The organism is Gordonia metallireducens (assembly GCF_021245825.1).
In the GTDB taxonomy this organism is placed as follows: domain Bacteria; phylum Actinomycetota; class Actinomycetes; order Mycobacteriales; family Mycobacteriaceae; genus Gordonia; species Gordonia namibiensis.
Map to the genome: position 1 here is coordinate 1 of NZ_JAJQJP010000015.1, position 21501 is coordinate 21501.

General features: G+C 67.1%; 19 protein-coding genes and 3 tRNA genes. 7 read left to right on the plus strand and 15 right to left on the minus strand.

All coding sequences use genetic code 11. The features are described from left to right. Positions 1-456: 456 nt before the first annotated feature. The 10 genes from LQD00_RS03885 to LQD00_RS03930 form a co-directional block, all read right to left on the minus strand. Entirely contained in the window at positions 457-1464 is a 1008-nt protein-coding gene (locus LQD00_RS03885; protein ID WP_232715758.1) for an oxygenase MpaB family protein, read from the minus strand. A gap of 285 nt (positions 1465-1749) precedes the next feature. Then, positions 1750-2571, minus strand: coding sequence for an aspartate/glutamate racemase family protein (locus LQD00_RS03890; protein WP_232715759.1), 822 nt, complete (start codon positions 2569-2571; stop codon positions 1750-1752). Next, on the minus strand, positions 2568-4091 hold the full coding sequence (locus tag LQD00_RS03895; protein ID WP_232715760.1) for a cytosine permease: 1524 nt from the start codon (positions 4089-4091) through the stop codon (positions 2568-2570). Before LQD00_RS03895 ends, LQD00_RS03890 begins: the two co-directional genes overlap by 4 nt. Positions 4092-4158: 67 nt before the next feature. Continuing rightward, positions 4159-4806, minus strand: a complete 648-nt coding sequence (locus tag LQD00_RS03900; protein ID WP_232715761.1) for an aspartate/glutamate racemase family protein — start codon at positions 4804-4806, stop codon at positions 4159-4161. 13 nt (positions 4807-4819) lie between these two features. Continuing rightward, on the minus strand, positions 4820-5797 hold the full coding sequence (locus LQD00_RS03905) for an isopenicillin N synthase family dioxygenase (protein WP_232715762.1): 978 nt from the start codon (positions 5795-5797) through the stop codon (positions 4820-4822). Then, positions 5794-6351 carry a nuclear transport factor 2 family protein gene (locus LQD00_RS03910; protein WP_232715763.1) on the minus strand — a complete coding sequence of 186 codons (558 nt, stop codon included), beginning with the start codon at positions 6349-6351 and terminating at the stop codon, positions 5794-5796. Before LQD00_RS03910 ends, LQD00_RS03905 begins: the two co-directional genes overlap by 4 nt. 35 nt (positions 6352-6386) lie before the next feature. Further along, on the minus strand, positions 6387-7796 hold the full coding sequence (gene hydA / locus LQD00_RS03915) for a dihydropyrimidinase (protein WP_232715764.1): 1410 nt from the start codon (positions 7794-7796) through the stop codon (positions 6387-6389). Further along, positions 7793-8929, minus strand: a complete 1137-nt coding sequence (locus LQD00_RS03920) for a diaminopropionate ammonia-lyase (RefSeq protein ID WP_232715765.1) — start codon at positions 8927-8929, stop codon at positions 7793-7795. Before LQD00_RS03920 ends, hydA begins: the two co-directional genes overlap by 4 nt. After that, positions 8926-10113: a YgeY family selenium metabolism-linked hydrolase gene (locus LQD00_RS03925; protein WP_232715766.1), complete on the minus strand. Its 1188-nt coding sequence runs from the start codon at positions 10111-10113 to the stop codon at positions 8926-8928. Before LQD00_RS03925 ends, LQD00_RS03920 begins: the two co-directional genes overlap by 4 nt. Positions 10114-10194: 81 nt before the next feature. Continuing rightward, entirely contained in the window at positions 10195-11805 is a 1611-nt protein-coding gene (locus tag LQD00_RS03930) for an N-acyl-D-amino-acid deacylase family protein (RefSeq protein ID WP_232715767.1), read from the minus strand. Positions 11806-11950: 145 nt separating this feature from the next. Between LQD00_RS03930 and LQD00_RS03935 the strand changes: the two genes are divergently transcribed. Next, positions 11951-12739 carry a GntR family transcriptional regulator gene (locus LQD00_RS03935; protein ID WP_232715768.1) on the plus strand — a complete coding sequence of 263 codons (789 nt, stop codon included), beginning with the start codon at positions 11951-11953 and terminating at the stop codon, positions 12737-12739. Positions 12740-12848: 109 nt separating this feature from the next. Here LQD00_RS03935 and LQD00_RS03940 read toward each other — a convergent pair whose 3' ends face one another. Next, on the minus strand, positions 12849-14132 hold the full coding sequence (locus LQD00_RS03940; protein WP_232715769.1) for a geranylgeranyl reductase family protein: 1284 nt from the start codon (positions 14130-14132) through the stop codon (positions 12849-12851). A gap of 119 nt (positions 14133-14251) precedes the next feature. Between LQD00_RS03940 and LQD00_RS03945 the strand changes: the two genes are divergently transcribed. Next, positions 14252-15268, plus strand: coding sequence for a polyprenyl synthetase family protein (locus LQD00_RS03945; RefSeq protein ID WP_232715770.1), 1017 nt, complete (start codon positions 14252-14254; stop codon positions 15266-15268). 211 nt (positions 15269-15479) lie between these two features. Here the strand turns inward: LQD00_RS03945 and htpX are convergent, their stop codons facing one another. Together htpX and LQD00_RS03955 are read right to left on the minus strand one after the other, a co-directional pair. After that, entirely contained in the window at positions 15480-16337 is an 858-nt protein-coding gene (gene htpX / locus LQD00_RS03950; protein WP_232715771.1) for a zinc metalloprotease HtpX, read from the minus strand. Between the two features lie 203 nt (positions 16338-16540). Beyond that, positions 16541-17032, minus strand: coding sequence for a YajQ family cyclic di-GMP-binding protein (locus LQD00_RS03955; RefSeq protein WP_005199629.1), 492 nt, complete (start codon positions 17030-17032; stop codon positions 16541-16543). 288 nt (positions 17033-17320) lie between these two features. Here LQD00_RS03955 and LQD00_RS03960 point away from each other — a divergent pair. The 5 genes from LQD00_RS03960 to LQD00_RS03980 all read left to right on the plus strand — a co-directional run bounded on the left by LQD00_RS03960 (position 17321) and on the right by LQD00_RS03980 (position 19284). Continuing rightward, a tRNA-Tyr gene (locus LQD00_RS03960) sits at positions 17321-17401 on the plus strand. 119 nt (positions 17402-17520) lie between these two features. After that, a tRNA-Thr gene (locus LQD00_RS03965) sits at positions 17521-17593 on the plus strand. Between the two features lie 21 nt (positions 17594-17614). Then, positions 17615-17688, plus strand: a tRNA-Met gene (locus LQD00_RS03970). 93 nt (positions 17689-17781) lie between these two features. Next, the gene (rpmG, locus tag LQD00_RS03975; RefSeq protein ID WP_003929651.1) at positions 17782-17949 is read left to right on the plus strand and encodes a 50S ribosomal protein L33; all 168 of its coding nucleotides are present in this window, start codon (positions 17782-17784) and stop codon (positions 17947-17949) included. A gap of 237 nt (positions 17950-18186) precedes the next feature. Further along, entirely contained in the window at positions 18187-19284 is a 1098-nt protein-coding gene (locus LQD00_RS03980) for a fused (3R)-hydroxyacyl-ACP dehydratase subunits HadA/HadB (protein WP_232715772.1), read from the plus strand. 66 nt (positions 19285-19350) lie between these two features. Here LQD00_RS03980 and LQD00_RS03985 read toward each other — a convergent pair whose 3' ends face one another. Together LQD00_RS03985 and LQD00_RS03990 are read right to left on the minus strand one after the other, a co-directional pair. Next, positions 19351-20571 (minus strand): cupin domain-containing protein, encoded by a 1221-nt coding sequence (locus LQD00_RS03985; RefSeq protein ID WP_232715773.1) that lies wholly within the window; start codon positions 20569-20571, stop codon positions 19351-19353. A 30-nt stretch (positions 20572-20601) separates the two neighbouring features. After that, positions 20602-21423, minus strand: coding sequence for an alpha/beta fold hydrolase (locus LQD00_RS03990; protein ID WP_232715774.1), 822 nt, complete (start codon positions 21421-21423; stop codon positions 20602-20604). Positions 21424-21501 lie beyond the last annotated feature (78 nt).

Below are 21501 nucleotides of genomic sequence, written 5' to 3' on the forward strand. Positions count from 1 at the left end.
TACCAACACCTGACCACCCGCACCCACCACCAGCTGCAACCAAACCAGGCCTACGTAGCTATCGCCGCTGCCTTGCTACGCCAACTGCACGTGGTGATCACCACCGCCACTCCCTGGGACCCGACCCTGGCGGGACCAACCCAGACTGCGGAGGTGAGCGCCGCCTGAACCCAGACCTCGCCGACCGGGACAAGCTCGCCGCACCTAGGGCATAACCCGCGCTTGAGCCTGAGCAGTCCCACCCGGCGCGACCCGAGCTCGGATGAAGGCTGTTGGGTACCAACCCGTTTGACCGCTAGGTAGAGCCCGCGCCAGGCACGACCCCGGCCGACCAACCACCACCAGCACCCGCACCCGGACCGCCCAACCAGGCCGCCCGGCAACACCCACACGCCCACACCCCACCACAGGACCCATTGACACAAACCCTCATAGGCTGCTCAGGCAGCGGATAGGTCAGGACCCGGCGGCCTGCTGAGCGTCCTCGGCGAGGAGCTCGTGCGGCACCGGACAGCCTGCGGCGCTTGCCTTCTCGACCTTGGGTGCCGGACATCCCGGGCCGAAGGTGCCGAGTTCCTCCAGGCGGTAACCGTTGGGGTAGCTGCGGACCTGCTTGGTCTGGCGGCCGAACAGGGGCTCGGTGCGTGGCGGGAAGAACAGCCGGATCGCGAGGCCACGGGCCTTCAGACCGCCGCGCACCAGGATGCGCTCGACGAGGGTCGGCTTCGGGTATCTGAACGCGGTGAGGAGGCGATCGTCCATGAGCGCGAACGACATCCGGCGCACCACCGCGCGGGGGAGTAGCTTGTAGGGCATGAAGGTGCCCAGCAGGGCGAGCGTCGAGTCCGCGACGGCCAGGGCGTCGGGGCTGAAGGCGAAGTTGGCCGTCTCGTAGTCCTCGTAGAACTGCTTGAAACCCTCGTAGGTCTCCGGGATGTCCTTGATTCCCATGAGCTGCCCGACACGGCGGTAGTAGTTGGTGAGGCCGCGGATCTCGTGGTTGGTGAGCTTGCGCCACTCGTAGGCGTTCACCCACTCGACCGGGCACACCACGAAGGTCGAGAGCACGTAGAGGAAGTCGCTGTTCGGGATGTCGTACATGCCGTGCATCTGGTTGATGCGGCGGATGCCGGCGCGGCCCAGGGGGCTGTCGACGCCGTGCTCGATCGGGGCGTCGAGCAGGAGGACCGTATCGTCGTAGCGCTTCTGCGTCGACTCGGTGAACTGGCTCGTCTTGTACAGCAGATCGCCGATCGACGGCACCGCGTACGTACGGAACAGCGCGAAACTCAGTGCCTGAGTAATGCCCCAGGGGAACTCCTGGGTGGCGAGCGCCCGGGAGATGCCGGTGGGGTCGTTCTCGGCGTCCATGCGATCGATGTCGCCCCGCAGGTGATAGCGCTGCGCCACCCGGTTCTGGACGGCGTGCTTGGCGCGGGTGGCGAGAGTGGATGCAGTGGACATCTGCCATCTCCTGGTTCGACGGGGGTCTCGGTCTCGTGGTGGTGTGGCCGAGGACACACCACTTGGAACAGTACCGTGCCGATGTCTCATTGTGAACGCGCCGAAAGCGGCCCGTCTCCGAAGTGCATAACTACGGTTATGCCGCGCGTCGTCCGACTGTGCCCGCTAGTCGGACGTGTCCTTCCCGCTCATCGGGATCGGGGGGAACGGGAAGGACACGCCCTCGCGGGAGACGGGGTGACTCCGGGTTCGGCTGACCTGCAGGTCAGGTCTTGTATAGGCCCACTATCGGGCCGTCCCCACGACGGTCGCCGAGCCGGCGGCACCGGGCGCCTCGCCGGGCAGTCGCCGGATCATGGCGTCGTCGAGGGCACCCGGTGCGGGGTAGGCGCGGCGGCTGTGGGTGACGCCGAGCGTCACCATGTCGACGGCCAGACGCACCGACCAGGGACCGGGGTCGACGACCGGAACGGTGAGCCGGTCGCGCAGGACCGGGACCACCTGGTGCATCGTGGTGCTGGCGAGAACGATCGTGTCCGCACCGTCCTCGGCGACCGCGCGCTCGGCGAGGACGCACAGCGCGTCGATCACGTCGGGCTTGTCGGTGAGCAGACGCTCGACGTCCGGTGCGGCGTCGGACAGCGATCGCGTGGACGCCAGGGCCTGGGTCATTCCGTAGGTGACCGCGTTCTTCCGGCAGTTGTGGGCCCAGCGCTCGAAGGTGCTGATGATCGAGAACCTGCGGCCCAGCAGGCCCGCCACGTGCATCGCGACCTCACCGGGGCCCACCACGGGGATGTCGAGGCGGGACCGCAGCACGGCCAGACCCGAGTCCGAGGCGGTGTCGATGCATACCGCGTCGTAGCCCTCGTCCTGGGCGGACAGGCCGGCCTCGATGACGCCCCACTCGATGAGGAAGTTGTCGTAGGCGCTGTCGGCGAGCTTCCCGGAGGCACGCACCGGCACGTAGGTGACGGTGACGTTCTCGCCGAGCATCCCGGGTGACAGCTGGTCCGCACGCCGGCGGACGGCATCCGCCGGGAGCGGGAACGGCACGATCACCTTGATCGCGATGCCGTTCCCGCCGCGGCCTGAGGAGGTGGTCACCAGACGGCGCCTTCGGCGAATTCCTCGCCCTTGGTGCCGCTGGGTTCCGTTCCGCGGCGCAGCACGCCGTCGGTCTTGCGATTCACCCACGACGCGATCGCGACGTAGGCGACGAAGGCGATCGCCACCGAGATGAACCAGCTGTACAGGTACAGGTCGGCCATCGAGGGGATCAGCTTCAGGGCCAGCACTCCGGCCGTGGTCACGGCGAGCACGCCGATCGCGACCGGGTTGAAGCCGTTGATGTAGCGGTAGCGTCCGTGGACCTCGTACAGGGCGTCGACGTCGAGGCGTCCGCGGCGGATGACATAGTCGGCGACCATCACGCCGGTGGCCGGTCCGAGGAAGGTGCCCAGGTTGGCCAGCAGGTCGTAGAAGCTGGCCGAGTCGCGCATCCAGTACCAGGGGCAGTACAGGAAGGCGCCGACGATGGCGGTCACCGCTGCGGTCTTGAAGGTGAACACCTTGGGGAACAGGTTGACCAGGTCGTAGGCCGGGGACACCAGGTTGGCCGGGATGTTGACCGAGATTGTGGCGACGGTCAGCAGGATCGCACCGATGATCGTGACCCACGGGATGTTGATCGCGGTCAGGACGGCGCCCGGATCCCACAGTGCCTCACCATACTTGGCCTGCGTACCGGACACGACGATGGCGGACATGCCGTAGTAGATGACGGTGCCGAGGGGCAGGCCGATCAGGGTGCCGATGGTCTGCGACTTGTTCGACTTCGCGAAGCGGGCGACGTCGGGGTAGTTCAGGATCATCGTGATGAAGCCCGAGTTCATGAACGTCGCGACAGCCGGGATGAGGCCGTATGCCACGAAGGCCGGCACGGTGTCGTGGGTGGCGTTGTCGGTGTTGAACACCGGGCCGAGGCCGTTGCCCGCATCGATCGCCCAGCCGACCAGGACGGCCATGACGACCAGCACCAGCGGGCCGGCCCAGACCTCGAAGCGGCGGACGGTCTCCATGCCGTGGTTGATGACGACGAAGTTGATCGCCCAGAAGATCAGGATCGACAGCCACATGTTGAGGGTCAGACCCCAGAACTCCCCGTCCATGTCACGCCAGAAGCCGAAGACCTGGCTGAAGAGAGCGTTGAGAACCGAGGCGCCCAGGTAGTTCTGGATGCCGAACCAGAAGATCGCGGTGATGCCGCGCAGGATGGCCGGGATGTTGCTGCCCCAGACGCCGAATGCCGAACGGGCCCAGACCGGGAACGGGATCCCGAAGCGGCTGCCGATCCGGCCGGTGATGATCAGCAGACCGACCTGCATGAGGCAGGCGATGAACACCGAGACGAGGGCCTGCACCGCGGTGAGGCCGGTGCCCATCAGACTGCCGATGACGGCGAAGCCGAAGATGTTGTGCACCATGCCGAGCCACAGCGCCGTGTAGCTCCATGCACCCCAGGTGCGCTTTCCCTTCGGGACGGGCGCGAGGTCGTCGTTCTTGAGTTGGGTGGCGCTACCGGGCGGTGGGTTCAAGGCCTCCGGTGGGGAGTCGATGATGGCCATGGGGTCCTTTCGGGCAGAGGGAATCCGCGGAAAACAGGTGGATAGGGGTCGTACGGATTCCGTGGGATCAGGACACGATCGAGCGAACTGCGCTGTTCACGGGATCGAGGATGGGGATGCCGAGCTCGGCTTCGAGGTCCTCCGCCAGGGGCGCGAGGGCTGTGCAACCGAGCACGACGCTCTCGACCCCGTTGTCGAGAGTTGTGATGAGTTCGCGGATGCGGGAGGTGATCGCCGGCAGGTGATCGCGACCCCCGCGGGCGAGGGAGGCGGCGTCGATGCCGACCGAGGTGACCGAACGGCAGTGGTCGGTCAGGTCGTAGGCGTCGACGAGGTCGCGCATGATCTCCTCGGCGTCGACCGACGCCGCGACGATCGCGAAACCGCCATGGGTCAACGATGCGTATTCCAGTGCGTTGCGGGCAATCCCGACGACCGGGCGCGTGGTGTGGGCCTGGAGCTCGGGGACGCCGGGATCGCCGAAGCAGGCGATGACGATCGCGTCGAAGTCGTCGAGCCGGCCTGCCACCTCGTGATCGAGCATGGCCTCGATGGCGATCTCCTCGTCGGCGCGGGTGTTGATGCCCTCGGGGGATTCGGTCATCCGCAGGACTTCGATCTCTGCGTCGGGCAATGCATTTCGCGCTGACGAGGCGATCATCGCGGTCATCAGCTCGCTGGAATTGGGGTTGATGACGAGGACGCGTCGGGTCATGTTCAGGGTCGTTTCAGTAGGCGGAGGTCGAGTTGCGGGTCTTCTCGAGGTAGTTGTCACCGGAAGTGATCGGCGGGTACTTCGGACCCTCCGGTCCCACGGTGGTGGGGACGGCTTCGATCAGTGCGTCGACGTTGGGCTGGTGGAAGAACGGGATGGACAGGCGGCGGTTGCCCAGGTGGACCACCGGGGGATTGGCGACGCGATGCACCGTCGAGACCCAACGGTCGTTCGTCCAGCGAGCCATGAGATCGCCGATGTTGATGACGTAGGAGCCGGGGATGTCCGGCACGAAGCGCCACTCGCCGTCCTGCAGTACCTGCAGCCCGCTGGGACGTTCGTCGCGGTGGAGGATGGTGACGCTGCCGTAGTCGGTGTGCTGGCCGAGACGCACCTCGTTGGGCTTGGTCTGCTCGCTCACCGGCGGGTATCCGTTGGCGAACAGCACCGAGCAGTGGTTGTCGCAGTAGGCGCGGAAGTAGTTCTCCTCCACGCCGAGAGCCAGCGCGAAGCCGCGGAGCAGACGGTCGGCGAGGTCTTCCATCGCCGCGAAGTAGGTCTCCCAGGTCTCGCGCATCTCGTCGCCATCGTCGGGCCAGACGTTGGCGTGGTCGAACAGGCCGCTGCCGGCGTTGCGCGGCGAACCCATGGAGAAGTACTCGACGAAGTCCTTCTCACCCATGCCGGTGCTCGAGGCGCCGAGTGACCGGGCAAGCGGCGGCATGTAACCGCGGCTGATGTCGGGGTTCGACACCGCGGCGGTCTCTTTCACCTCGGCGGGCAGTGCGAAGAAGGTCTCCGACGCCTTGTGCATCTTCTCGATGAGGGTCTCGTCGACACCGTGGTTGGTGATGACCAGGAAGCCGACTCGCCGGTTGGCCTCGTCGATCTGCTCGGCCACCTTCATCCGGTCGTCGAGGTGGGGCGAGGACAGTCCCGAGATGTCGATGACCGGGATGTCGGCGAGTGTGAGGGTGTCTGCGGTGCTCACAGCGGTACTCCTTCGGTGGGCAGGGAGATGAGTGCTCCGGGCGAGGCCGGGTACGGCTCGGTCGCGGTCATGTCGGTGAAACGATCTGCCACCCAACCGATGTGGTACGGCGAGGCGAAGAGGGTGTCGACCTGCAGATGGCTGATGAGCCACGCGCCGTCGGTGAGTTCGAACTTCACGTCGTAGTCGAGGCCGACCCAGGCGGGCAGTGTGCCGTTGCGGATCGCGGTGGGCTCGAGGCACATCCACCGACCGCGGCCCGCGGTGGCGTCGGCGTCGACGTCGACGATGGCGTTGGCGATGTAGTGCAGGGTGAACGGCTGACGGGTGAAGACGGTCGAGAAGTGTGCCGCGATCGCCTCACGGCCCTCGGCGCGGCCGAAGGAGACGTTGCGGCCCACGCCCTCCCAGATCGCGTCGGGGGTGAAGTGGGCGACGATCTCGTCGACGTTCTTGTCGATGTCGCAGGAGCGCAGATACGACGACATGCGGTGATCGATGGCGGTGTTCGCTTCGATCCGCGCGAGCCGCAGCTCGAGGTCGGAACCGGTCATGATAAATGTCCTCGGGGGTTGTGGGAGAAGCGTGGTCAGGGAGTGGTGAGTCCGATGCCGGCGGTGGCGCGGGTCAGATATCGGCCGCGGCCTGCACGGTCGCCCTCGGCAGTGAGAACACCGTCGTGGGCGACCAGATCGCCGCGGGAGTAGACGGCGTCGATCCGTCCCGTGAGGTCCCAGCCCTCCCAGAGCGTGTAGTCGATGTTCTGGAGCTGGGTGTCGGCGCTGACCGAGGTGGTGCCCTCAGGGTCGAAGATGACGAGATCGGCGTCGGACCCCGGTGCGACGACGCCCTTCTTGGGGTAGAGCCCGAACTGGCGGGCCGGTTCTGCGGCGGTCACCGACACGAACTGGCTCGACGTGAGCCGACCCGACGCGACACCTTCCGACCAGGTCACGATCATGCGGTGCTCGACGCCCGGTCCGCCGTTGGGGATCTGACGGAAATCGTCTCGGCCCAACGACTTCTGACCGTCGAAGCAATAGGGGCAGTGGTCGGAGCTGACGATGCCGAGCACGCCGGTGTCCAATGCGGACCACAGTGCGTCGTGGTGATGCTTCTCCCGCAGCGGCGGGGTGAGAACCGCCTTCGCACCCTCGAAGCCCGGGGCGTCGTACAGCTCGGGACCGAGGGTGAGGTAATGCGTGCACGTCTCGGCGGTGATCGGCCAGTCCTCGCGACGGGCCTCGGCGACGAGCTGTGCGGACTCCTCGGTGGAGAGGTGGACCAGGTACAGCGGGGCGTCGGCCATGCGCGAGATGCGGATGGCGCGCGCGACCGCCTCGGCCTCGGTCTCCGGCGGGCGCGAGAGCAGATGTCCGCGCGGGCCGGTGACGCCCTGGTTCACGAGATCGCGGGCGAGGACGTCGATGACGTCGCCGTTCTCGGCGTGGACACACACCTGCATGCCGGCCGACCCCGCGGTCCGGAGCACCTCGAAAAGCTCACCGTCGTTGAGCATCAGCGAGCCGCGGTAGGCCATGAAGGTCTTCACACTCGTGACGCCGGAGCGTGCCAGATCGTCGAGCTGGGTGGGCAGGGTGTCGTCGAAGCGTGCGATCTGGGCGTGCAGGCCCCAGTCGATCACGGCCTTGTCGGCGGCATCGGCGGCGTGCGACTGCACCGAATCCCAGACGTCGAGACCGGGCAGCTGGGCGCTGTAGTCGATGATCGTCGTCGTTCCGCCGACGGCCGCGGCCCGGGTGCCGGTGTAGAAATCGTCGCAGGTGGCGGGGTCGAAGGACCGGGAGTCCATGTGGGTGTGCGCGTCGACACCGCCGGGTAGGACGAGTTTGCCGGTGCAGTCGACGATCTCGGCGTCGGCGACCTCGCCGAGCGGTCCGACCTCGGCGATGGTGTCGCCGACGATGAGCACGTCGGCATGGATGACCGACTGTTCGCCGACGACCCGGCCGCCGCGCAACAGGATTCGACGGCTCATGCGGAGACCTCCGCGCGGACGGCGCCGACGATCTCGGCGTATGCGACCGGGTCGGTGATGCCCTCGGTGCTGATCAACAGGACGTGATCGTCCGGGCCGACCAGTCCGGGCTGGGCGAGCAGGGCGGCAAGCCCGGCGGCGCCGCTCTCCCCGGATTCGATTCCGACACGGGCGAACAGGCGCATCGCGTCCCGGGCGTCGTCGTCGGTGACGGTGATCGCACTCTGGACACCGGCCTGCAGCACCGGCCAGGCGATCGGCGAGATCTCACCGCAGTTGAGGCCGGCCATGATCGAGTCGATCGTGCCGCTCGACTGCGTCGGTGCGCCGGCGGCGATGCTGGGTGCCAGGCAATCGGCGGAGGTCGGCTCGGAGGCGAGGATCCGGGCCCCGGTCGGTGCGAACGACCGCACCATCGAGGCCGCGAACGACCCGACGCCGACCTGCACGACCGCGACGGTGGGTGCCGGAACATCCTGCGCCGCCAGCTGTTCGAGGGTCTCGTGCGCGATTGTCGCGTAGCCTTCGACGACCCAGCGGGGGACCTCGTCGTAACCCGGCCAGGCGGTGTCGGCGATGACAGCATGCGTATCGGAGTCCATCGAGGCGGCCCGGCGCACGGTCGCGTCGTAGTCCCCGTCGTGCACGATGACCTGGGCGCCCTCGCTCTCGATGGCGTCGATGCGCGCCGCCACCATGTCGTGGGGCACCAGGATGATCGCCGACAGTCCGAGCAGCGCTGCCATCCGGGCGACGGCCCGGCCGTGGTTGCCGTCGGTGGCCGCAACCAGCGTCGTCAATCGCGACGGTGAGTCCTTCTGCGCCGCAACAGCTTCGCGGAGCGCATCGATCGTGCGCAGCCCGGTGCCGCCGAGGCGTCGGTCGACCTCGCGGGCGACCGCCCAGGAGGCGCCGAGGATCTTGAAGGCCGGCAGGCCGAGGCGGCTCGACTCGTCCTTGACCGACACCCGCGCGACGCCGAGCCTCTCGGCGATCTCGGGACGGTCGAGGAGCGGGGTCGCCTCGTAACCAGGCAGGCCGCGATGGAAGTCGCGGACCGCCGCGCCGTCGAGAGGTTCGACCGCAGCGGGGTTGTGGGCGTCGTTGGCGATCACCTGTGACGTGGCGGTCATGAGCGTGCTCCCGAAGAGAGGATGCTCTCGACGATCGCGGCGAAACCGGCGGCGGCACGGGCGAGATCGGCGACGGCGATGGACTCGTCGACGGTGTGCGCCTGATCTTCTTCGCCGGGGCCATAACCGATCGACGGGATGCCGAGAGTGCCGGCCGAACCCGATGCGTTGGTGCAGAACTTGTAGGTGCCCAGCTCGGACGGCAGACCCGCGGCGTCGAGTGCGGCCTGCGCCTCGGTCACCAGCGAGCTCTCCGGGTCGGTGAGCCACGCGAGGGCGAAGTTCGGGAACCGGACGTGGGTGCCGTTGTAGGTGGTGAAGTCGTCGTAGGCGATCTCCACGCTGCCGGTGGTGCCGTGCTTGGCGCAGATCTCGTCGACGATCTCGCGGATCGGTCCGAGCACGTTCTCCTCGGTCTCGCCGACGAGTAGGCGGCGGTCGAACGTGGCCTGGCAGAGGTCGGGCTGGACCGACAGGCCCGGGTAGGGACGGGAGATGATGTCGGTGAGGACGAGGATGCCGTCGCCGAGCTCGTCCTGGTGGGGGACCGGCACGTCGCGCAGGGCGACGATGACGTCGGCCATCACCTGCGCGGCGTTGATGCCCGCGGTCGGGTGGGCGGAGTGGCTGGACTTGCCGTGCACGCTCACCAGGACCTCACCGCGGCCGCGCTGGCCGTGGTTGAGTCGCAGGTTGGTGGACTCGGCGGTGATCACGAAGTCGGGCTTGACCCGCTCGCACACCTTGACCAGGGCGGGGCCCTCGGCGAGTTCCTCGGCGATGGTGCCCGAGAGCACCAGGGTGCCGACCTTGCCGTCCTTCAGGGCGGCCAGCCCGTACAGCGCGGAGGCCGTCGGGCCCTTCATGTCGGCGGTGCCGCGGCCGTAGAAGCGGCCGTCGTCGGCGATCTCGCCCCACGGATTGTGCTCCCACACGCTCTCGTCGGTGACCACGACGGTGTCCATGTGGCCGTCGATGAGGACCGTGGGGCCCTCACCCAGCCGGATGGTGCCGATGACGTTGCCCCATTCGTCGACCTCCACGGTGAATCCGAGCTTCTCCATCTCGGCGATCAACAGGGTCGCGGCGTCGGCCTCTTCCGAGGAGTAGCTGCGAGCGGCGATGTAGCGGGTGAGGAACTCGATCATCGATGCTTCGTCGATCGCGTACGCGGGGACCGTCATTGGTGCTCCGTTCATGGGGGTTCGTCCGGGGAATGTGGGATGTCGGTGGTCTTGACGTGGTTGTCGGTGCGGAACTGTTCTCTAGTGCGGTGTCGCGGCGGTGAGGACGTGACCGGTACGAGCACCCGTGTGTCGACCGTTACGCCAGGTGGGCACGCCGCCCACGAACACCGTGTCGACGCCCGGGCTCAGGTTGCACGGGTCGTCGTAGGTGGCGGTGTCGACGAACTCGTCGAGATCGAGCAGGACGAGATCGGCGCGCAGGCCCTCGGCGATGCGGCCCCGGTCGGTGAGACCGAGGAGGTCGGCGGGGCGACTGGTCATGCGGCGCACCGCATCCTGGACCGAGATCAGGTGATCGCGGTGGGCGTAGCGGCCCAGTACCCGTGCCGACGTCCCGTACAGGCGGGGGTGGGGTCGCGGGGCGAACACGGCGTCTGACCCGACCATGGCGAGGGGATGGCCGAAGATCGAGGTCACCACCTCCTCGGTGGCGTAGTGGTCGATCATCGCCGCGTCCAGATTGGTGTCGACGAGGATGTCGAAGACCGCGTCCTCGGGCGAACAGTGCTGTTCGTCGGCAATCTGGGCGACCGTCTTGCCGATCTCCTCGGCGCGATCTCCGGAGGCCTGCACGATCAGGACGTTGTCCGGTCCGACCGAGCCGAGGATGTTCTCCCATCCGTCGATGCCGTTGCGGATCTCGTCGGCCATCCGGCGACGTTCCACGGCGTCGGAGACACGTGCCAGCACGCCGCGGGACCCCTCGGCGAAGGCATGCGGCGGCAGCAGCGCGGACAACAGGGTGCTGCCCGCGCCGTAGGGGTACTGGTCGAAGGTCAGCGAGATCTTGTCGGCCGCATCGGTGCACAGGTTCATCAGCTGATCGAGCAGGTCGCGGTTGCCGATGAGCTTGAGGTGCGAGATGTGCAGGGGGGCACCGGTCTTCTCCGCAGCGGAGACGAACTCGCCGATCGAGTCGAGGATCTTGGAGGCCTCGTTGCGGATGTGCGGGACCACCGGGACGCCGTAGGACGCCGCGACCTCGGCGACCGCGACGAGCTCGTCGGATTCCGCGTAGAGGCCGGGTGCGTAGATGAGGCCGAACGACACGGCTCGAGCGCCGGCATCGAGACCTTCGGCGACGAGTTGCTGGATCTCGTCGAGCTCCTGCCGCGAGGGGCGTCGTGCCGCCGGACCCATGACCACCTCACGTACCGCTGAGTGCGGGACGCAGGTGACGATGTTGGTGGACGGTCGCGCGGCGTCGACCGACGCGAGGTAGGAGTCCAGGCCTGTCCAATCCCACGGGGCCGCACCGGGTTCCAAGCCGGCGAGGTAGGTGCGCCGGTCCTCGATGCCGTCCGCGCGGACCGGGGCGGGGCCCAGACCGTCGGGGCAGAGGAGTTCGGTGGTGAACCCGCTGGCGATCTTCGGGGCGAGCTCGGGGTCGGAGAAGAGCCGAATCGCGCTGTGCGCGTGGAGATCGATGAAACCTGGGACGAGCACGCGGCCGCGGCCGTCGACCACCTGGTCGAAGCCGCCGCGGGCCGCGGTGGTGTCCGGGTGCTGGTGGCCGCGCAGTCCGACGATCTTTCCGTCGGCGACATCGACGTCGAGTTGTTCCACACGCTCCTCGTCGATCACCAAAGCGCCTGAGATGGTGAATGATTCGGTGGTCTCGGTGTTCACCGGGCGCCTCCCCTCACTTGTATTACAACTGGGCACGGATGAAGAATTCACCGCCTGTATTACAAGTTGTGTTTCGCATTGTTAACAACGTGTATCCAGCTCTGCTCGACAGGATTTGGGACATGGTTCGTGTCACAATGGCGGCATGCCGCAGAGCCAAGCGCCCGTCACCGCGGCCGGCCGCAATTCCAAGGCGAGCTCCCGCCGCAGCCGCAATCTGGCCGGCGAGGTCCGTGCCGCCCTACTCGAGGACTTCATCTTGTCCGGGCTGGTCCAGCCGGGTGACTACCTGCCTTCCGAGGCCGACCTGTGTCGTCGCTACGACGTCTCACGCATCACCGTCCGTGCCGCACTCGCCGGACTGAACGAGGCCGGATACATCCGCTCCCAGCAGGGTCGCGGGAGTCTGGTCGTCGGTACGCCGGAGGTCTTGTCATCAGGACTGTCACAACTGGCGTCGGTCGAGACGTACGCCGCATCGCAGGGCAAGAAGGTCTCGACCAAGGACCTCGTCATCTCAGAGATCGGCCTCGACAAGGCGTCTGCGGCGGCGCTGGGACTACGACCGGGTACCCCTGCCGTCGAGATCCGCCGGGTGAAGCTGCTCGGCGGCAAGCGCATCGGCTGGATTCTCGACATCGTCCCCGTCGAGGTGGCTTCGCGCGAGCTGCTCGAGAAGCGTTTCGACGGTTCGGTGCTCGACGTGCTCGCCGGGCTCCCCGGAATGGGCAACATCTACAGCGACTGCACCCTGGTGGCACTCCCGCTGTCGGAGGAGATCGCCGGGAAGCTGGGCGTCGAATCCGGGTCACCGGCGATGCTGATGGACGAGGTCACCTACTCCGGTGCCGGTGAACCGATAAACCTCAGCAAGGCCTACATGCTGAACAAGCACTTCAACTTCGTCCTGCGGCGACGGTTGTCGCAGGTGTAAGTCGGGTCCGTCGTTCCCGCGGGACCAGTTCCTTCCCGCTTGCTGGCTGGCGCACGCGGGAAGGAAACGACACCGCGGCAGGTAAACGCTCCCGCGGGAGTTCGGACCCTCAGGCGAACGGCGGCCGCGGATCGACACGGCTGGAGATGCGGCCGACGGTCCGCCAGGCGCGCGCCACGAGGTCGGCGTCCTCGTCGGTGATCAGGTTGCCCATGACCCGGACGACCATCGACATCAGCTGCGGGGACCGGATGCCGGTGCGGCCGAGCGTCGGCACGGTCTGCGGCATCGTCAGGAGTCCGGCGAGGCGTCGGGCGGCGGAGAACGCGAGCCCGTAGTGGCCGACGAGGATGTCGCGCCAGCGGTCGGTGTAGTCGTCGGCGCCGAGAAGTTCGACCGCGAGCCGGGCGGTCTCCATCGCGTAGTCGATGCCCTCGCCGTTGAGCGGGTTGACGCAGGCGGCGGCGTCGCCGATGAGTACCCAGTTACGGCCGGCGACCCCGGTCACCGCACCGCCCATCGGCAGCAGCGCCGACGCGATGCGGACCGGCGGTCCGCCAAGTGCCCATTCGTCGTGAACCATTGCGGCGTAGTGCTCGAGGATCGGGCGAAGTGCCATGTGTGCCGGTCGTTTCGCGGTCGCGAGCGCGCCCACGCCGACGTTCACCAGTCCGCCACCTGCCCCGCCGTCGGCGCCGCCGAGCGGGAACACCCAGCCGTAACCGGGTAGGAGCTCACCGTCGGGGCCACGCAACTCCAGATGTGAACCCATCCAATGAGAGTCGGCGCGGGCCGAGGGCGCATAGGCGCGCGCCGCGACGCCGTAGGCGGTGTCCCGATGCCACTCGCGCCCAAGGGCTTTGCCGAGTCCCGAGCGAACCCCGTCGGCGACGATCAGGTCGCCGACGCGCACGGTGTGGGTGGTGCCGCCGGCAGCGAACGTCACCGCGCCGACCCGGTCGCCATCCATCGTCACGTCGATAGCCTTGGCGCCCTGCACCATTCGGACGCCCTTGCTCACCGCGTGCGCCCGGATCGCGTCGTCGAACTCGGTCCGTGCAACCGCGCTGCCGTAGGCGGGGAAGCGGCCCGACGGCCACCGGACCTGCTGCCGCGCGCCCCACCCGTTGAGGAGCAGGCCGTCGATGCGGGGCCGGTCGGCCACCAGCGAACCGAGGCCGAGCGCGTCGAGTTCGGCGATGGCGCGCGGGGTGAGGCCGTCGCCGCACGTCTTGTCGCGCGGGAACACCGCGGCGTCGACCAGGACGACGTCTCGACCGGCCGTCGCGGCATGTGCTGCCGCCGCCGACCCGCCCGGTCCCGCGCCGACCACCAAGACGTCGGCGTGATCGGGGAAGGAGACATCCCGGGGCGTCGAATTCTCAGGGCTCACCCGAACAGTATGTCCGTACCCCGGACCGGATAGGCTCGGCAGGCAGGCGGGATCACGAGGACACTCGGGCCTCCGCCGACACACATTAGCCGGATCAGACGAGATGGGGCGGCGTAGCTGTGAAGTCCACATTCGCCGGGTTGGACCTGGTATCGGATGAGTTCGCCGAAACGGTGCGCTCCTCCTTACAGAAGGTCGAGGACCTGCTGCTGGGTGAGCTCTCGTCCGGAGACGAGGTCATGACCGAGGCCGCGACCCACCTGGCCAAGGCCGGCGGCAAGCGGTTCCGGCCGATGTTCGCGATCCTCGCCTCGCAGTTCGGGCCGCGTCCCGACTCGGAGGACGTGATCACCTCGGCCACCGTCGTCGAGATGATCCACCTCGCGACGCTCTACCACGACGACGTCATGGACGAGGCCTCCATGCGGCGCGGCGCCCCGAGCGCCAACGCCCGCTGGACGAACTCCATCGCGATCCTCTCCGGTGACTTCCTGTTCGCCCGCGCCTCGCGGCTGGTGTCGACGCTGGGTCCCGAGGCGGTGCGCATCATCGCCGAGACCTTCGCCGAACTCGTCACCGGCCAGATGCGGGAGACCGTCGGCGTGAAGCCCGGCGCGGACCCCATCGAGCACTACCTGCAGGTGGTGTGGGAGAAGACTGGCTCGCTGATCGCGGCCGCCGCACGCTTCGGCGCGATGGCCTCCGGCGCGACCGCCGACGACATCGAACGACTCTCCAAGATCGGCGACATCGTCGGCGTCGCCTTCCAGGTGTCCGACGACATCATCGACATCAGCTCGGTGTCGGTCGACTCGGGCAAGACCCCGGGCACCGACCTGCGCGAGGGCGTCCACACCCTGCCCGTGCTCTACGCACTCACCGGCGACGACGCCACGTCGGAACGACTGCGTGAACTCCTCGTCGGTCCCGACGGCGGTTCACGGCCGCTCACCGACGACGCCGAGGTCGCCGAAGCCCTCAAGCTGCTCGAATCGTCGGCCGGAATGGCAGCTGCGCGAGCGAAGCTGCAGAGCTTCGCCGACGAGGCCCACGCGATGCTCGCCGAGCTGCCGGAGACCCCGGCGCACAAGGCGCTGTCGTCGCTGGTGGACTACACCATCGACCGCGTCGGGTAGCAGCCTCACCAGCCTGGCTTCGACACGGCTCCTCGCTGCGCTCGTCGCCTGCTCAACCAGCAGAGGTCACACGGGCTGCGCTCGTCGCCTGCTCAACCAGCAGAAATCGACACGGCTCCTCGCTGCGCTCGTCGCCTGCACAACCAGCAGAGGACTGTTCTGTCGGCCGAGTAGCGCCGACCGAGCGAAGCGAGGACGACGCGTATCGAGGTCAGCGCCCGTTGCGGGCCATCTCCTGAAGCCGCCGGATGCGTTCGGCGGTCGGCGGGTGGGTGGAGAACATCTTCGCCATGCGATCACCGGCGCGGAACGGGCTCTCGATCATCATGTGCGACTGCGCGGCGATGTCGGGCTGCGGCGGCAGCGGTGCGGCCTGGACGCCGCCGGAGATCTTCGCCAGGGCGGAGGCGAGTGCCAGGGGATCACCGGTCAGCTCGGCGCCCGACTGGTCGGCCTGGAATTCGCGTGACCGCGACACGGCCATCTTCACCAGCGTTGCCGAGATGGGTCCCAGGAATGCGATGAGGAGCATCGCGAGCGGATTGGGGCCGTTGCCGCGGCCGCCGAAGGCGCCCATGAACATCGCGAAGTTGGCCAGGCCGCTGATGACCGCGGCCATCGCGCCGGCGATGGAACTGATGAGGATGTCGCGGTTGTAGACGTGAGACAGCTCGTGACCCAGCACCGCACGCAGCTCCCGCTCGTCGAGCAGCTGCAGGATGCCCGTCGTGCAGCACACGGCGGCGTTCTTCGGGTTGCGGCCCGTCGCGAAGGCATTGGGGGACTCGGTGGGGGAGATGTAGAGGGCCGGCATCGGCTGGTGGGCGGCCGTGGCCAGTTCGCGCACGATCCGGTAGATGACGGGTGCCTGCAGTTCGGTGACGGGCTGGGCGTGCATCGCCTTCAGCGACATCTTGGCGCTGTTGAAGTACACGTAGGCGTTCATGCCCACGGCGACGATCACCGACCCCCAGAGGATCAGGGGACTCTGGAACAGCGCACCGATTCCGACGATGATCGCCGACATCACACCCAGCAGGGCTGCGGTCTTCAATCCGTTGAAATGCATCGGGGGTCCTCGTCTGTCGTGCGCCGAACCGGGGGATGAAGGCGCCTCGTTCAGTCAAACGACGCAATGTCCGTTTTGGTTTCCGACGGCCCGCGATGCGATCTTGCACACATCCATGGTCGTCGGGTGTCGTGCTCGATGGGGGTGAAGAGCTCTCATCCCCGCCCGGCTGGGATCGCGGGCGGGGATGAGAGTTGTGGAGGTCAGCGGTAGTTGACGAACTGCAGGGCGATTCCGAAGTCCTCGCCCTTGAGCAGGGAGATCACGGCCTGGAGGTCGTCGCGCTTCTTGCTCGAGACGCGCAGCTCGTCGCCCTGGATCTGCGCCTTGACGCCCTTCGGGCCCTCGTCGCGGATCTTCTTGGAGATCTTCTTCGCGTGCTCGGAGTCGATGCCCTGGACCAGCTTGCCGCTGATCTTGAAGGTCTTGCCGGACCCGACGACCTCACCGGCGTCAAATGCCTTCAGCGAGATGTCGCGGCGGATCAGCTTCTCCTTGAACACCTCGAGACCGGCCTGTGCGCGCTCCTCGGCGTCGGAGGTGATCACGATCGTCTCCTCGCCGGACCACTCGATACCGGTGTTTGTGCCGCGGAAGTCGTAGCGCTGCGACAGCTCCTTGGCAGCCTGGTTGAGGGCGTTGTCGACCTCCTGGCGGTCGACCTTGCTCACCACGTCGAACGATGAATCAGCCATGTCCGACAGGTTATGTCATCGCCTCAGGTGGACCGGGGTGTGGCGGGGTTTCGACGTGGCTCAACCGACGAAGGGCGTGGCTCAACCGACGAAGGGCGTGGCTCAACCGACGAAGGGCGTGGCTCAACCGACGGAAGGGCGTGGCGCAACCGATGGCGGTGCGACGGGGCCGGCCGGGAGCCGCCAAAACTGCCCCGCTGACCAGCCGGTTTGCATGCGGACGTATGGTTCGTTGTATTCTTCACCGCGTTGTTCGAACGACCGTCACGGCGGCCGTGGGAGCAGCACGGCAGGTTGCCCGAGCGGCCAAAGGGAGCGGATTGTAAATCCGTCGCGCAAGCTACATAGGTTCGAATCCTATACCTGCCACGAACGTGGTGAACGTTCATGAAAACTGCCTGACAGCGGGTCTCTGACCTGCGATTTGTCTAGCACGGACATGAGTGTGTAACCTCGTTAAGGCTCTCGAGCAGAAATGCCCGGGGCACGCCCCCTTAGCTCAGTCGGCAGAGCGTTTCCATGGTAAGGAAAAGGTCGACGGTTCGATTCCGTCAGGGGGCTCGCTGGACGACAAGTCCGCGGGGCGGTGTAGCTCAGCTGGTTAGAGCGCACGACTCATAATCGTGAGGTCGAGGGATCGAGTCCCTCCACCGCTACACATCGGGTCCGACCGGAACCGAGCGCAAGGGTCGCAAGCCCTGAGGGAACTGCCGAACCCGACCACGTACCACTCGAAAGAAGGCAATCAAGTGGCCTCCTCAACAGATGTTCGCCCCAAGATCACCTTGGCATGCGAGGTGTGCAAGCACCGTAACTACATCACCAAGAAGAACCGCCGCAACGATCCCGATCGCCTCGAGATCAAGAAGTTCTGCCCGAACTGCGGCAAGCATCAGGCGCACAAGGAATCGCGCTAGACGACGTCAGTCGGCGATTCCGGTACAAGAACCAGCACACGGGCTGCCTCTGAGAAGAGGCAGCTCGTTTTGCTTGTACCGGGCCAGGGGGTCGCCCGGCGCAGGATGTTCCGCACAACTCAATAAATCCAATCGAGACAACACGCGCAGCGCGGCGCGGGTGGGTCGTCGACTTTCGGCCCACGTAGTCCGGTCCGGGCCCCTCCCGGTCGGTCATGCGAAGGGAGCAGTAGTCAGATGTCAGACGCGAGTGGAACAGACCTCCGGGAGCGGATCGCCGAGTCGAAGAACGGCGGCGCCAAGCTCACCCCCGAGGAGATCGCCGCGCACACACAGTCGCTGGTCGGCTTCCACTACACCGTCGACGACTACTACGAGATCGGTCGCGAAGAGGTCCGCAAGCACGCGATGGCCGTGCAGGACGCGCACCCCACCCACTGGAGTGAGAAGGGCGCCCGCGAGTACGGCCACGAGACGCTGATCGCCGCACCCACCTACGTCTCCGTCCTCGGCATCATCGCCCAGCGCAAACTCTTCGAAGACGTGATCACCGGCTACGACATGTGGCAGATCATGCAGACCGACCAGCGTCTCGTCTACCACCAGCCGATGAAGGTCGGCGACCGCCTGATCTGCGACGTCTCCCTCGAGTCGTTCCGCCACGTCAGCAGCCCCGAGATGATCGACCTCATGGTCACCAAGAACGTCATCTGGAACCAGCACGACGAGCCGGTCATGACCACCTGGACCTCGCTGGCCGCACGCCCCGGTATGGACGTCGACCCCGAGCTCGAGGCCTCTCTCGATCACGTGATGATCAAGATCGACGCCATCGGCGATCCCGGGCACACCGTCGAGGCCAAGGCCGGTCGCTACGACCTGCCCGATCCGACCCAGAGTCCCGGTGCGTACGCCGCGGTGAACTTCGACACCCTGTCCGTAGGGCAGGAACTGTCGCCGAAGCGGTATTTCCTCACGCGCGGCAATCTGTCGAACTATGCCGGCGTCGCCGGCGACCCGAACCCGATCCACTTCTCCGACCACGTGATCAACGCGGCCGGGATGGACAACGTGGTCGCCCACGGCATGCAGACGATGGGCCTCGGCGCGAGCTTCGTGTCGGAGTTCATCGGCGACCCGGCCGCTTTCTGCGAGTACAGCGTCCGCTTCACCAGCCCCGTGTACGTCCCGGCCGACGACAGCGCCGCCGTCGACTTCACCGGCAAGGTCAAGTCGCTCGACCCGGAGACCCGCCGCGGCACCATCGCGATCACCGCGAAGCAGGGCGACCGCCGGATCTTCGGCCGCGCCACCGTGGTCGTCCAGTTCAACTGACGCACCGAACAGACAACGACGGCGACGACCATTGTGGTCGTCGCCGTCGTCGTTCCACCTGTTCCCTCATCGCAGGGGAGTGATCCCCTGCGCACCCCTCGGGAACGTGGCCAGGGTGACCTCGTCGATGTTGAGGTGCTGCGCCAGCAGCTTCGGCGGTACGTGGCTCAGCCACTGGGCCAGTGACACCTCCTCGTACTTGTCGGCGCGGAACACCTCGAGGAACTGCAGCACCTCGTCCCCGGTGTTCTCGACGTAGTGGCCGTAGTTGCGTCGGACGACCCCGACGTCGCCGGCCCGGAAGTCGGTGGTGTTGGCGTGCGGGCCGGTGTTGAACACCGTCATCCGGCCCTGGCCCCGCAGGTAGTACTGCCACTCGTCGGCATTCGGATGCCAGTGCAGTTCGCGCATGGACCCTGGTTCGATGCTCACCAGTGCGGCCGCGACCGTGTTCGACACCGGGAAGTTGGTGCTGTCGGCGATCTGGATGCTGCCGCCGCTGTTCTCGACGACCGGCTTGGTCCGCGACAACCGGAAGATGACCGGTTCGCTCGCGCCCCACTCGACTCCGGCGGCGTCCTGGTCGGCCGCGAGATCGCCGGGTTCGTCGCCGGGGAAGATCCACAGGTTGTGCAGCGGGATGTCGTCGAAGACTTCTTGCGCGACACCGAAGTTCTTGGCCAGCACCTCCGGTGGGGTGTGTGCGAACCAGTCGGTGAGCAGCAGCGTGTTGCTCTCCGACTGCTCGCCGTCGTCGAAGGCCAGGACGAACTCGCCGCCGTCGGGCCCGAGGCCCTGCAGTGAATGAGGCGTGCCGGCCGGGAAGTACCAGAGATCGCCTTCCTCGACGTCCTCGACGCTGGGCTTGCCGGACCTGCCGAGGGTCGTGACACGGACCTTGCCGCGGGTCATGACCGCCCACTCGGAGGTCTGGTGCCAGTGCAGTTCGCGGATGCCGCCCGGCTCGAGATACATGTTGACCCCGGCGATCTCGTCGGAGATCGCGAAGTCCTGCTGTGTGAGTTCGCGAGCCCAGCCGCCGGCCTGGATGCGTCGCGACGAGATGTTGAACGACGACCAGAAGAAGGGCTGCGTGCTGACATCCGTCGCGGGCGGGTCCATCTGGTCGGCGAACTGGCTGTCGATCGCCGGATTCCGGGGACCGCGCATCTCGGTGCTGCGCGGGTGGTCGACGGTGTTGATGCTGCCCTCCGGTGGCAGGTCCGGATTGCCGACGGTGGGGGTCTCGTGGCCGATGGTCGCGGTGGTGTTGTTCGGCGAGTTCATTGATCTGCTCCCGGGGTGGATACGGCGGGCTCAGCCGGCGATGAACTTGAGGATGTCGGAGTCGAGCTCGTGCTGGTAGTCGCCATAGATGCCATGCGGCGCACCGGGGTACACCTTCAGGGTGCCCTCGGCGACCAGCTTGATCGCCTTTTCTGCAGCGGCCGCGATCGGCACGATCTGATCGTCGTCGCCCTGGGCGATGAAGATCGGCACGTCCAGCGCCTTCAGGTCCTCGGTCTGATCGGTCTCGGAGAACGCCTTGACGCAGTCGTAGACGGCGGAGAGGTTGGCCATCATGCCCTGCCGCCAGAAGTCGTCCTTGGCACCCTGGGACACGTGGGCGCCCTCGCGGTTCGCGCCGTAGAACGGCTCGGCGAGTTCCTTCCAGAACTGGGACCGGTCGGCCAGCACGCCGGCGCGGATCTCGTCGAAGGCCTCGATGGGAGTTCCCTCCGGGTTGTCCGGGGTCTGGAGCATCAGCGGCGGGATGGCGCCTGCGGTGATGACCTTGACGACGCGACCCCTGCCGTACTTCGCCGCGTACCGCACCACTTCGCCTCCGCCGGTGGAGTGGCCGACCACCACGAGGTCACGGAGATCGAGCGCCTCGACGAGTTCGGAGAGGTCGCGGGCGTAGGTGTCGATGTCGTGACCGACAGCGGTCTTCGACGACCGGCCGTGTCCGCGACGGTCGTGGGCGATCGCCCGGTACCCCGCGTCGCTGAGCAGCTTGAGCTCGACCTGCCAGGCGTCGGACGACAGCGGCCAGCCATGGCTGAGCAGCACGGGCTGCCCGCTGCCCTGCTCCGTGTAGTAGATCTCGGTTCCGTCGGCGGTGGTGATGTACGGCATCGGATTCCTCCTGGGTGAGTGCTTGTTTCGGTGATCTCAAGACTCGTCCGATGCGACGCCGATGTCGTCGATGCTGGC